Origin of the sequence: Plesiomonas sp. ZOR0011, assembly GCF_000800945.1 — a bacterium.
GTDB lineage: Bacteria > Pseudomonadota > Gammaproteobacteria > Enterobacterales > CAMTGL01 > Plesiomonas > Plesiomonas shigelloides.
The window spans coordinates 15230-28739 of sequence record NZ_JRKB01000073.1; the positions used below are offsets into that span (position 1 = coordinate 15230).

General features: G+C 50.3%; 12 protein-coding genes. 5 read left to right on the forward strand and 7 right to left on the reverse strand.

Translation table 11 applies throughout. The annotated features are described in order from the left end of the window. Positions 1–189 precede the first annotated feature (189 nt). On the forward strand, positions 190–2367 hold the full coding sequence (locus tag L975_RS13460) for a hypothetical protein (RefSeq protein ID WP_047709021.1): 2178 nt from the start codon (positions 190–192) through the stop codon (positions 2365–2367). Positions 2368–2478: 111 nt separating this feature from the next. Here L975_RS13460 and pnuC read toward each other — a convergent pair whose 3' ends face one another. From pnuC to miaE, 4 genes are all read right to left on the reverse strand, one after another. Then, positions 2479–3207 carry a nicotinamide riboside transporter PnuC gene (gene pnuC / locus L975_RS13465; protein ID WP_047709022.1) on the reverse strand — a complete coding sequence of 243 codons (729 nt, stop codon included), beginning with the start codon at positions 3205–3207 and terminating at the stop codon, positions 2479–2481. Further along, on the reverse strand, positions 3207–3956 hold the full coding sequence (locus L975_RS13470) for a nucleoside phosphorylase (RefSeq protein WP_081995712.1): 750 nt from the start codon (positions 3954–3956) through the stop codon (positions 3207–3209). The genes pnuC and L975_RS13470 overlap by 1 nt, the downstream gene beginning before the upstream one ends. Positions 3957–4082: 126 nt before the next feature. Then, complete coding sequence (locus tag L975_RS13475; protein WP_081995700.1) at positions 4083–4775, reverse strand: Crp/Fnr family transcriptional regulator; 693 nt, start codon at positions 4773–4775, stop codon at positions 4083–4085. A gap of 504 nt (positions 4776–5279) precedes the next feature. Continuing rightward, on the reverse strand, positions 5280–6044 hold the full coding sequence (miaE, locus tag L975_RS13480) for a tRNA isopentenyl-2-thiomethyl-A-37 hydroxylase MiaE (protein ID WP_047709025.1): 765 nt from the start codon (positions 6042–6044) through the stop codon (positions 5280–5282). A gap of 224 nt (positions 6045–6268) precedes the next feature. Between miaE and L975_RS13485 the strand changes: the two genes are divergently transcribed. Further along, complete coding sequence (locus L975_RS13485) at positions 6269–7045, forward strand: hypothetical protein (protein ID WP_052181478.1); 777 nt, start codon at positions 6269–6271, stop codon at positions 7043–7045. Here the strand turns inward: L975_RS13485 and catB are convergent. Next, positions 6997–7650: a type B chloramphenicol O-acetyltransferase gene (catB, locus tag L975_RS13490; protein ID WP_047709026.1), complete on the reverse strand. Its 654-nt coding sequence runs from the start codon at positions 7648–7650 to the stop codon at positions 6997–6999. The genes L975_RS13485 and catB overlap by 49 nt on opposite strands. 292 nt (positions 7651–7942) lie before the next feature. Here catB and L975_RS13495 point away from each other — a divergent pair, with 292 nt between their 5' ends. Together L975_RS13495 and L975_RS13500 are read left to right on the forward strand one after the other, a co-directional pair. Then, positions 7943–9100 carry an iron-containing alcohol dehydrogenase gene (locus L975_RS13495; protein WP_047709027.1) on the forward strand — a complete coding sequence of 386 codons (1158 nt, stop codon included), beginning with the start codon at positions 7943–7945 and terminating at the stop codon, positions 9098–9100. Between the two features lie 325 nt (positions 9101–9425). Then, positions 9426–10148, forward strand: a complete 723-nt coding sequence (locus tag L975_RS13500) for a DUF3581 family protein (protein WP_039044826.1) — start codon at positions 9426–9428, stop codon at positions 10146–10148. 229 nt (positions 10149–10377) lie between these two features. On the opposite strand, the gene L975_RS13505 is transcribed toward L975_RS13500, so the two are convergent. Both L975_RS13505 and L975_RS13510 read right to left on the reverse strand, forming a co-directional pair. Continuing rightward, a complete protein-coding gene (locus L975_RS13505) occupies positions 10378–10797 on the reverse strand; it encodes a thioesterase family protein (protein WP_039044953.1) in 420 nt (139 codons plus the stop codon). 187 nt (positions 10798–10984) lie between these two features. Further along, complete coding sequence (locus L975_RS13510) at positions 10985–11467, reverse strand: hypothetical protein (protein WP_047709028.1); 483 nt, start codon at positions 11465–11467, stop codon at positions 10985–10987. A 598-nt stretch (positions 11468–12065) separates the two neighbouring features. On the opposite strand from L975_RS13510, the gene ccoN reads away from it, so the two are divergent. Next, on the forward strand, positions 12066–13508 hold the full coding sequence (ccoN, locus tag L975_RS13515; protein WP_036769819.1) for a cytochrome-c oxidase, cbb3-type subunit I: 1443 nt from the start codon (positions 12066–12068) through the stop codon (positions 13506–13508). Positions 13509–13510 lie beyond the last annotated feature (2 nt).

The window sequence follows — 13510 nt, forward strand, 5'->3', positions numbered from 1 at the left end:
TCAGGTTATTCACGCTCGGGATCGGGAAATGCGTGTTAAGCACACGCCAGTGCACACGATTTCTTTTGCTGTGACGAAATAATGCCTAAAGCATCGCGGGGAAAGTCACTGGAATGACAATCACTCGCTACACATCAAGGCATTATGGCTCTTCGGCAGCATCCGGCATCCAAAACGGAACAGATTATTATGGACAGCTCTACCACCAGCATGACACCGGATACGCCTACCGATAAAAATTTGATTGAGTGGTCATGCAAATACACGCCCCCCACGGGAATTAGCCCGGATACGACAGAATTCTATTACCAGCTCTTTGACGATCGATTGGAATATTCCACAATCCAATACAACGCATTGGCCAAATTCCTGTTCGGTGCTGGTGCGGTGATCATGATTGTATTTTTAACTTTCGGCTTAGGGCTAGGTCCGGTAGCCGGATTTTTAGGCTTGTGTGCCGGTAAGTTAATCTACAGTGCGTTAATCCTCAATACGGGGCCTATTGCCATTGCGCGTGCGGACATCCGCTCACTGCAATTATCAGAAGACCACCGCAAACTGAATTTGACCTTGCATGATGACAGCCAGGTACTTATCCATACCGATCCGGATATTTACCCCACACTCACTGAGCTGCTTATCGCCCAAGGCTGCACCGTTCACGGCGAAATGATTGCCGCAAGTGCAAATCACAACGATAAAATTGCCGATGCCGCCCCCCAGCCACATAAACGCACCATCATTATTGGATTAGTCGTGGTGTGGATTGGCGCGGCGATCGTATTTAGCCAAATCGATGGTGATAGCGTTGCGAGCAGTCATATCGCGTTAGAATCACCGACGTCAGACGACGCATCATCGGTTAGCAATGAGCTATTCCAGATAGAAAAAGCCATTAATGCGGATGATAGAAATTATCTGGCCGAAAAAGTTCCTAACGTGAAAGCGCTCTACGCCAATGATGGCGCATTTGCGGCCATCAAAAATGACGGTAGCCTGATCACTTGGGGCTTTAGCTTTCAAGGCGCCAATAGCAGCCCGCAAGTTCAGGCACTGCACAATATTAAAAGCGTGCTGCCCTTTAATGGTGGCTTGCATGGCATGCTCGAACAGCTCGGTTTTTTTGCTCTGACCGAAGATGATCGCTTAGTCACTTGGGGTGAAACACAAGCGCCTGCGGAATTAGAGCCACGCCTAACCGAGGTAAAAGAAGTCCTTACCACCCGCCGGATGTACGGTTTTGCCAGTGCTTTTAGCATGATAGCCGTACTCAAAAATGACGGTAGCGTTGTCAGCTGGGCCCCACCACAAGAAAAGGACAGCGACGTCGGACAGGCCAACAGCCTGACCGATATTCAAAGCATTACTACCTCATATGGCTGCTTTATCGCGCTAGATAAGCAAGGTGCCACGCACGTGTGGGGTTACACCAAATGCGAATCTGACTTAGCGCCCAAGCTGAGCAATCGGACATATAAGCGCATTCGCGCCTATGGCGACCAAATTCTGGCCGAAACCTTTGATGATACCGTATTGGTGATTTCGAACCGCGCAGAAACACAACCGCGATACGCATTACCGCAATGGGCTGCCAATATCAGCGAGTTTTATGCCGGCCACCGCACCAATGCCGCGTTATTAACTGACGGCACGTTGATGTACTGGCAGCAGCCGACCGCTAGCGATCCTAAGCCTCGCGCATACAAGCAGCTAGATCAGGTGCAGCAAGTACAATCGGTAGGCGTGTACACCGAACCCGATATCGGCTGGACCGATTTGCTGGCACTGACGGCCGATGGCGAGGTGGTGAATATTGATGAGTCAGAGAGTGCTTCAGAGCGCTTCTTTGAAAATTGTAATAACTTCAGCCAGATCCAAAAAATTATACCGCTGCCTAATCAACAACACGTGATGTTGTATGACCGTAATGAAAGCATTTATTTTTGTGGCGATGCGCCGTTAGAGCTGCGCAGTTATAACGGCACTGTGATCCCGCAGCTCCAAAGTACCGAGTTGTTCTTACAATCTTACCTGTACTTAACTCAAGGTAGTGGGCAAGTGTCTGTCCTGATGACAATGACAGATGCAGATTACGACAATTACGCGAAATTCTTCGCCGAAAACATGCAAAACAGTCAAACCCAAATCATCTCCAACGGTTCACTGCTGTCGCTCAACCAAGATCAAACCCTCAGTGCGCTCACGCCACAAGATAAACCGGCACTAAAAAATATTGGCAAAGTGCGCCAAGCCCTCGCCAATACCACCGGCTTTGCCGTACTGGATGACAACGGTACCCTCCATACGTGGCGCACCACAGGCTACATGGATGATGAGTTTATCTCAGTGCCGAAAGAAGAGCTGTAACAAGAACTCGCGCTGTTAGCCGCCTGCACCAACAAAAACACCGGCGAATGCCGGTGTTTTTTTCATTCCATCACGCATGCAATGGGCATGAGTGGGTATCTAAATGCGCAATTACAGCGATTCCGATGCCAATGGGCGCGAACCATGACGCTCCGCACTACGGATCCACGTCACCGAGCCCATCACCGCAACCGCGGTCAGCAAAATATACTCCAGCGACATCGCATACACGCCCTGAACGGCATAAATCACTACACTGATCAGGTCGATGACAATCCACAGCAGCCAGTTTTCTACATACTTACGGGTCATCAAAATCATCGCCGCAATCGACAGCACTAACATCGCCGAATCCCACAATGGGAAGGCATCCGGTTGCAGCTCAGGCATCGTCACGGCCAGCCCCATTCCCTGCATCAGGTCAATGGCGACGGTGGTCAAAAAGGCAAACACCGGATCGATAAACTGGCTCATCAGAATAATCGCCACCACGCACACACCGGTCAGCGTCAGGGCTTTACTGCGCGACAACCAGCGGATTTGCAGTGCTGCTTCGTTGTCGGCGGTTTGTCGGCTCCACGCATACCAGCCATACACGTTGGCGACAAAGAAAAACACCTGTAGCAGCAAACTTGCATACAGCTGAATTTGAAAGAAAATGGCGGCAAACAACGTCACATTGATGAGACCAAACAGATAGTTAATGATCTTCTCTTTGCTGGCAAACCAGATACACAGCAAACCAAAAATGGTGCCGATAGCTTCAATCCACGACAGTGCATAACCGCCTTCACCCAACGGAATATTCACCATCACATTGTTAATACTGAAAAAATCCATCACACATTCTCCTTATTATAATCTTGATAGATAGCGGCCAAGGCCAATTCAATCTCGCGCGCCTCACCCAGATGTCCGCAAGAGTCTGCCTCTTGGTAGGCATTAATCCCCTGCTCTAACTCTCCGCTGCTCGTCACCACCACATTCAATACCGAAGCGGTGCGCATGCCACGCAGTGCGCCAATGACCATCAACGGCGCCGTTTCCATGTCCGCAGCCAAAATGCCATAAGCAGCCCATTTAGCAGTTAATTCAGCTTCGTGGTCGGTATAAAAGCTATCATGACTACGCACATAGCCACTGTGGGTCGGGAACTGCAAACGCTGCGCTTGCGTTTGTAAGCAATGCACTAAACCGGTGTCAGCACATGCCGGATAGCCTGATGGTACATAAATCTGTGACGTGCCCTCATCCCGTACCGCGCCTGTCGCAATCACCAGATCACCAAGCTGCATCGGTGCTTGTAATGCCCCGCAACTGCCAATACGAATCAAGGTAGTAACGCCAATGCGCTGCAACTCTTCGATGGCTATTGCCGCTGACGGGCCACCAATGCCGGTCGACAATACCAACACCTCAATGCCCTGATACCAGCCACGCAAAGAGCGAAACTCGCGGTTATAGGCCAGTGGCTGTACGTCATCCAAAAAGCGGGCGACATGCTCAACACGCTGCGGATCGCCCGGCAGCAACGCGTAACGCGCGCCAGTCATCGCTCGGCTTAAACGAATGTGTGGTTGCAACTCCATCATGGGTACCTCACTTTGTTGCCTAGGCTCACTACCGCGCCATTACTATGGTCATGACTATGCCATTCGCGCAGATGCTCAAGGCAACATGGGTCAACGCCGATGCTTCACAGAAGACAATTCGGCTTACATACCGGCTTGCGCACGTAAACGTGGCGCATCCAGCAATCGAATTTGTTCATCATCCACCGCAATAATTTGCTGCTCTTTCAGCTCATGCAGGATCCGGTTAATACTGCGCGGCGCCGCCGCAAACTCATGGCTCAACTGCTGCTTATCCAGCATCGCGCAAGGGCTACCGTGGGCCTCAAAGTGCTCCCACAACGCCAGCGCCACCCGCTGATGCAGCGTATATAAGTTATCGGCCCCCGCTTTTTGCGATAAGCGATAATATTGCTGGCTAAACGTACGTAACATGCTCTGATTAAAGTGATTATCGAGTGCTAGCCACTGGCTAAAATCATCACGTGATAAGCGCAATAAGCGCGTATCTTCTGTCGCTTCAACCGAGCAGATGTAAGGGCGCTGCTCAAAAATCTCTAACTCGCCCAACATGTCGCCTTTGCCGTAATTGGCCTGCTGATAACGTCGCCCATCGTCCGTTTCCAAGAACACATCCACCCGGCCTTGTAAAATCAGGTGAAAATGGCGACAAGGTTCATGCTGACGACAAATCAGTGTTCCACGAGTTACCTGCAGTAACCGCCAACGCCGCATCACGTCCAACGGACAATGTTTTACCAGTTCATACAGCGCCGGCTCATTGCTGATCAGCTCGACAATCGCCAGCCAATCGTCCGGATATAAGCTCTTTTTCATGCTGAACACTATAAAGTTTCCTCTGCAGGTAAAGACAGGACCGTAGTCCACCCAGCTAACAGCCTGCGCAGCGCAAAATGTCGCGAAGGTCTGATATTACACACCCAAGGCGGACAAATGTCCCACACCGCAACAACTGGCAAAATTTCGTGATGGCCATCACGCGTGACATCTGTTGCATCAACGCAATACGCTCAGCGTGAAAAGCAAAAATCTTAAACAAGCGAGGGATAAAAGCAAAAGCCCATAACAGAGCGATAAGAGCTACAAGAGGGAAAAGCAGGAAAAGCAGGAAAAGCAGGAAAAGCAGGAAAAGCAGGAAAAGCACGATACGCGGTTACAGCGCAAACCAAAGCAAGCTGCCCATATTTAGCGGCCAAGCAGCCTACCTCGGGCTCATCACATAGTTATGGCAAAAAAGAACAACTCGTGGTGTTGATACCGTATAACGCACTCAGCGCGACCCAGCATCAACCTCACACTACCGCTGCGCTGATTCGCTATTTAGTGCCAAGCAGGCACACCACTGTGGAATTTAAACTCCGGATCCGGTGAGGTAATCAGCTCCGCTTCCACTGCTGCAAAGTAAGCGATACGCGCACTGATATCCTGCCCTGCCACGGCCTGCGCTAATGACAGATAATCTTGATAGTGACGCGCCTCCGAGCGCAACAGCGACAGATAAAAACGGCCTAACTCCTCATCCAAATAAGGCGCCAATTTAGCAAAGCGTTCACACGAACGCGCCTCAATAAACGCGCCGATAATCAGCTTATCGACCAACGCATCCGGCTCAAAGTGCTGCACATGACGCATCATACTCTTCGCATACCGACTCGCGGGCAGCGGCTCATAGGAGATCTGCTTTTGCGCCATGATCTCTAGCACCTGATAAAAATGATGCAGCTCTTCTTTGATTAGCAGCACCATCTTATCCACCAGATCCGCACCATAACGGCAATCTGCACGCACAATCACCTGTTTCGATGCCGCACTTTTCCCACGAAGAGTATCCACAGAGCCTAATCGGCGATACGCCAGATCCTCATAAGGCTGCAGCCACGCATTGAGCATCGCGGCACTTTCTGGCTCCACGGCATAGCGACGAATCAAAAACAGCGCACTTTGCGCCGCTTTTAGTTCGCACAACAGATGATCGCGTAAAATCACCGACAGGTTTTCGGGCTTTCTCGCCTCAATAATCCAGCTATCGGGCGTCACCGCCTGTAAAAACTGGTGCACAGGCTCAAGTAATGGTTCAACAGACATACCGTTCTAAAATAGCGTTATACAAGAGTGATGGTTTACCATAACGTGATAATAACATTATGTTTGCGCCCTGCCATCAGGCCTACGCTCCCAAAACTAAGCATGACAGCAATGACGCCTTGCCGTGCGCAATGAGCTAGTCGCAATGGATAATGGGCAATGGATTATGAGCAATGGATAATGAGCAAACACTCTCGACTGACCTCAATAGAAACCGAACTCGAATGCACAAGACACTTGCCGATTACCAAACTCGTATCGCCGCACTGCCAGATAAACCGAGCTATACCCGCGACGATCTACTGATCCCCGATTTTCTGCTAGAGAAATCCGGCACGTTGGAGATTTACTACGCGCCACACAACGAATACGCCAACTCACAAGCTCGCGTCTTTATCGTCGGGATAACGCCCGGCTTTCAGCAGATGTCACAAGCCTTTGTCACCGCGCATCGTGGGCTGGTAGCCGCAAAGCCACTGGCCACCATTCAATACGAATGCAAAGTGGCCGCTCGTTTTAGTGGCAGCATGCGCACCAATGTCATCAACATGCTCGACAGCCTGCACCTAAACCAAGCGTTAGGTCTGGCCAGCTGCGCCGCCTTATTTGATGAACAAGATCATTGGTTACACACAGTATCACTGATCCCCTATCCCGTTTTTGTCAAAGGCACCAACTACACCGGCCATACGCCCAAACTTGGTAAGACGCCGCTACTGATGAACTACGCACGCCACACCTTTGCGCACGAGTTTGGCCAGTTGCAGCACAAAGATCACGTCTTACTCATCCCGCTAGGCAAAGCTGTCGAAGAGGTTTTACAGCAACTGGCCAGCGAAGGCTGGGTGGATGCCTCACAAATTTTATCCGGTTTTCCGCATCCCTCCGGAGCCAACGTCAACCGTCTGAAGGAGTTGGAAAAACATCGCGCCGCATTAGAAACACAGATCCGTCAGTTTGCAGCTGCAATTGCACCACTTCGCACCTGCTCACACCAGTAAGCATATAAACCGGCTACGTCACCGGCACACAGTCGCGATACCGCTGGCGCAATCACTTCATCCGGCCACAGCCACCACTGTATCTCCTGCAACTGCGCAATGGCCGCCTCGTCAAAACGAAAACGGATATGCTTGGCCGGATGCCCACCGACAATCTCATACGGAGCGACATCCTTGGTCACCAAAGCTCGGCTAGCAATCACCGCGCCATTGCCGACTTTAACCCCCGGCATGATCATCGCCTCGGTACCAATCCACACGTCATGCCCAATTTCGGTGTCTCCTGCGCGCACAAAGCCATCTTGCGCCGCGGCAAACAGCGGGTTATCCATATAGAAAAAAGGAAACGTTGATACCCAATCAGTCCGGTGCCCTTGGTTGCCCGCCATCATAAATACCGCCCCAGATCCGATAGAGCAGAAATTGCCGATGCGCAGCTTATCGACATCATCCCTCTCAGGACTTAGGTAGCGCGCACAGTCATCAAAACTGTGACCATGGTAATAACCAGAATAATAGCTATGTCGACCTGCAATAATGTTCTTATTGGTAATTTGTTCTTGGAGCGATTTACCCTCAAACGGGCTGGAAAAATAATTTTGCATAATACTGTCGATACCTTACGTCGATGATGCCCACAAATATGTAACGTAAACCTTGTCAGCCAGCAAAACAAAACAGTGTCTAAAACGTCATAACTGCCACGTCTATTGCAAAATACCGCCAAAGACAAAAAACCAGCAAAATAATGTCGCCACTTTACTTAGATAGACAGATAATCTTTCATTACAACCGGCAATCAATAAAAACATCACCGGTAGCCATTTTGGATTAGGCTGGAGCACATCTGATAGCAGGTCTCCCCGGCAGCATGTAGACATTTAAGGAGCTGATCTCATGGAGTCTTTTGTTTTTTATAACCCGACCGAAGTCTTGTTCGGTCAGCAGCAAATTGCCCGGCTGGCCGAACGTATTCCGGCCGATGCGCGGATCCTGATCACTTATGGTGGTGGCAGCGTGATCCGCTTTGGCACGCTGGATGAAGTACGCCAAGCCCTGCACAAACACACATTCTTTGAATTCGGTGGCATCGAGCCGAATCCGTCTTACGAAACCTTGATGCAAGCTGTCGCGGCCGTTAAAGAGCATCAAATTGACTACCTGCTGGCTGTTGGTGGTGGATCTGTGGTGGATGGCACTAAATTCATTGCCGCTGCCGCCTGCTTTACCGGCGATGATCCGTGGGACATCCTGAGCAAACAAGCACCGGTTGAGCACGCACTGCCGCTGAGCTGCATTCTGACCCTGCCAGCCACCGGTTCAGAAACTAACTCCTTTGCCGTGATCAGCCGTAAATCCGATCACAGTAAACTGGCTTTCGCCAGCCCACGCGTCTATCCACAACACGCGGTACTTGACCCAACCAAAACCTATACCTTGCCAGAGCGGCAAATCAGTAACGGCGTGGTCGATGCGTTTATCCATATTCTGGAGCAATACCTGACCTATCCGGTCAATGCCAAAGTGCAAGATCGTTTTGCCGAAGGTCTGTTGCTGACCTTGCTGGAAGAAGGCCCACGCGCGCTGGCCACCCCAACAGATTACGACATCCGCGCCAACATCATGTGGAGTGCCACTATGGCACTAAACGGTTTGATTGGTGTGGGCGTGCCGCAAGACTGGTCAACTCACGCGATTGGCCACGAGCTCACCGCTGCGTACGGTTTGGATCATGCGCAAACCTTGGCTATCGTTTTACCTGTATTGCTGGATGTACAGCGCGAGCAGAAAAAGCAAAAACTGCTGCAATATGCCGAACGCATCTGGGGCTTGCGTGATGGTAAAGACGAGCATCGCATCAACAAAGCCATCGAGAAAACCCGCGAGTTTTTTGAAATGATGCGCGTAAAAACGCATCTGGCCGACTACGGTATCAATGCCAAAGATGCTGCGGAAAAAGTGGTTGCCTCACTCAAACGTCACCACATGACGGCGCTGGGTGAGCATAAAGACATCACTCCTGAAGTGGTCGCGCGTATTTTGCTAATGGCTTAATTATTCAGGTGTTATGTGGTTTAGCGTAGCCACAAGGGCGTGCTATCCGTTGATAAAATTGATAAATATCGATTAAACATACCGCCTAAAAAACCATACAATCAGAGGACACAGATAATGCATCTGATGTCCTCTTTATTTTCCCATTTCTCATTCGTTTCTCCTCACACATCTCTGCCGCTCAAGCACTCGTAATTCGCTCATCACCGCACAACTGCGTTAGCCAGTAACAGGCCACACCTCCGATCACTTAACTGGCTAGACCATTTGACCACGAAAATTTAGCTACACTGCTGTCATGTTATTAATCAGAAGATCTGATGCCATGTTCCTTCAGCCGTATTACCAATCAGCCGCAGACAGCTTTCACTTCAGCCGCGAGCAGGCCAGTCACTTTGCCAAACGCATCGCCGGCGACTTCAATCCCATCCACGATCCCGATGCCAAGCGCTTTTGTGTACCGGGTGACCTGCTGTTTGCCCTGATCATGAGCAAAATCGGCCTGAGCCAACACATGCATTTTGATTTTGCGGGCATGGTTTCTGATGGTGTGACTCTTAGCCTCAATAGCGAAGATCAGCAGCTGTGGTGTGTAACCGATGACAGCGGTAAAAACTACCTCAATGTAGCCACATCTGGGGAGACGACCTTTGATAGCCACATCACCGAGCAAGTGATCCGCAGTTATGTGGCATTTTCTGGTATGAATTTCCCACATATCATGGTTCCGCTGATGGAACAAACCCAGCACATGATCCATCCAACGCGCCCATTGGTGATTTATGAAAGCATGTCACTGGAGATGTCATCACTGGAGCTGGCGCGCCCAAGCGTACGCTTGAGCAATGCCAGTATGGATATCGAAGGGAAACGCGGCAATGTAACGCTGGAGTTTGTCTTTACCGAAAATGGTAAAGAAGTGGGCATGGGACGCAAGCGCATGGTCGCCAGCGGTCTGATCCCGTATCAGCAAGATGCCGTCAACGACTTAGTCAGCCGCTTTGAGCAACGCAAACATGCCTTTTTAAATCAGGCACTGGTCGCGTAAACCTACGACTTGCGGAGCTATTGCTTCAAAGTACGGTCTTAAAGACAGTTTTAAAAGCCACAGTTTGAATCATCACGACATCAAACTGCGGCTTCAGATAGCATTCCTGCTCAGACACAGCCGCTAAACTACTGTTTCTTGGTATTACTGTTATTGGCTATTGCTTGGCTGTTGCTAAGCCTCTGCGACTAAATCCGGCGCGATTAAACTGCTTAGTTTAAGTTATAGATCAGGTCGTTGCCCCACAACCACGGGCGAAGCCTTGCTCCAAACGCTCACGTAAATCACCCTCTAGGGCCAACACCTTTTGCGTTTTCATATCCACGCAGACAAAGGTGATCGCCGCATCGGCAATCAGATCGCCACTTTCGACACATACAATGCGTTGTTGTAACACCCCACTGCGCTCCCCCAGACGCTCCAGATGACAATCGACGCTCAAATGCTGATTGAGCAGCGCCGGCTTGCGATAATTAATATTGATATTCGCAATCACAAAGCCAACACCACGCTGCATATACCAAGCTAAATCACCGCTGGTTTCCAACCAATGCCAACGCGCTTCCTCCAAAAACTCCAGATACCGCGCATTATTCACATGCTGATAGGCATCCAGATGATAACCCCTAACCCGAATGCTAACCGGCAATATCGCCTTATTTCCATCGCTCATCGCTAACTCCTTGCTGGATCTTTCCTCGATCCTAACGGGATATCACGGAGGAACTGCTGATGCCTCGCGTTGTGTTATTGCACTGCTTAATTCCCTTTTACGCACTAACTTTCAAGATGTGCGAGTGATTGTATTACCGTAATGCAATCACGCGCATACTTCTCTATTTGGCAACATCAAATAACACCGGATAGCTCTCGCCTGCGGCTACCACATTCACCAGCCATACCATCTTGTCACTGGTGCAAGAGCCCACTTGGAAAGAGGCAATCCAATCATCGCCTTGGCGAGTAAATACCAGCGGGATCACGCCCATATACATATCGCGCCCTTCAACCGTACCTTGCGGTACTACCGTAGCCGGTAAGTCAGATACACGTAACTGCAACTCACTTTCGGCCTGTGGCGGCAGCGGCGATAATTCCAAGGTTACCGCAGCGCCAGCTTTACTTTCCAATGCGCAGATCTGCTGATTTAAATTGCACAGCGTACTGGCTGATGGAGCACTGCCGTTCGTCATATCGGTTTGTTGTTGTGCGCGGGTTTCATAAAATGACCACGTCCGCCACGCCACTAACGCCAGAAAGATAATTAACACCACAATCAGCTGGATTAACCGTGCACGGGTGAGTTTCTCGGCAGCCACATTTACTCCTTTATTGCTATTACTGAATGTTCACGTCATTACGCATAACGCACGTAACTAAATTGGCGCTGATGCGATTGCTACTGATGCGCTCTCAACTCTCGCTCTATTGTACTGATTTATGGTGCTTTGGTTATCGATGTTGATGCTAATTATTTCGCTGATATCGCTATTGTCAGTGATAAAAGCCAGCGAGTTAGCGCGTGTCATAACACCCGTATTGATCGCACCTCAGTGTGCTAAGTAGATTAACCCGCACACTTAGCTAGCAGCGCCGGCGGTGGCAGCGCTATTTAGCCACTCAACCACACGAGCTGAATCACACAAGCTATATAAGCGCTTAGCACTATAAGTGCCTTACAACCTCATACACCGTTACGACACCCACAAATTTGTTATCTCACCGTAACAAATGTGTGCTTTTTTTGCTGCACTTCATGCATGACTCAAGTAGAATCGGAAACGGAAAATGCCGCGTTTACAGTAAGTAGCAAAAAAACCGGACAGAGCCTCTCTTCCGGACGCGGCAAAACAGAGATGTTCCTGCACAGGGATACATTAGTGTAGTTGATAGTGACAACAGCGGAAGCACGTCATCATGACCCAACAGATGAATACGCTTGAGCAAACTTACAACTATACAGTCGTGCGCCAATTCGCCATCATGACCTTGGTCTGGGGCATTGTGGGCATGTCTGTAGGTGTTCTGATTGCTGCGCAACTTATTTGGCCTCAGCTTAACTTCGAAACACCGTGGCTGACTTATAGCCACTTACGTCCGTTACATACCAATGCGGTCATCTTCGCCTTTGGTACCTCGGCGTTGATGGCAACATCGTTTTATGTTGTCCAACGAACATCGCAAACCGCTCTGTTTGCGCCCAAATTAGCGCAATTTGTGTTCTGGGGCTGGCAGTTAGTGATCCTGTGCGCAGCGATCTCGCTGCCGATGGGATTTACCACGTCCAAAGAGTACGCCGAGCTGGAATGGCCGATTGATATCCTGATTGCCATTGTGTGGGTGGCCTATGCTATCTGCTTTTTTGGCACCATTGCCAAACGTAAAGTCTCCCATATCTATGTTGCCAACTGGTTCTTCGGTGCCTTTATCATCACCGTGGCCGTGTTGCACATTGTTAACAGTATGGCGATCCCACTGACCCTGACCAAATCCTATTCCCTGTACTCCGGTGCAGTCGATGCGATGGTACAGTGGTGGTACGGGCACAACGCTGTAGGCTTCCTGCTGACCGCCGGTTTCCTCGGCATGATGTACTATTTCGTACCGAAACAAGCGGGCCGTCCGGTGTATTCATACCGTCTCTCCATCGTGCACTTCTGGGCGCTGATCTCCTTGTATATCTGGGCCGGTCCGCACCATTTGCACTACACCGCGCTGCCTGACTGGACGCAAACCCTCGGTATGGTGATGTCCGTGATCCTGTTCGTGCCTTCTTGGGGCGGTATGATCAACGGCATCATGACCCTGTCTGGTGCTTGGCATAAGCTGCGTGATGATCCGATACTGCGCTTTTTGGTGGTATCCCTCTCCTTCTACGGGATGTCGACCTTCGAAGGCCCGATGATGGCGATCAAAACCGTCAACGCCCTGTCCCACTACACCGATTGGACAGTCGGCCACGTGCACTCTGGTGCGCTGGGCTGGGTGGCGTTGGTCACTATCGGCTCGCTGTATCACCTGATCCCAGCCTTATTCCACCGCGAGAAGATGTACAGTACCCGTCTTATCAACGTGCACTTCTGGCTAGCGACCATTGGTACGGTGTTGTACATCGTGTCGATGTGGATCTCCGGTGTCATGCAAGGGCTGATGTGGCGTGCTGTCAATGCCGATGGCACCCTGACCTACTCATTTGTGGAAGCGTTACAGGCATCTTATCCGTTCTATTTCATCCGGTTTGTCGGCGGCTTATTCATCATCACCGGCATGTTTGTGATGGCCTATAACACCTATAAAACCATTACGGATAGCAGCACGGAACTCGATCCAGTGAACAAAGCTGCCGGTGAACCAGCCTGACA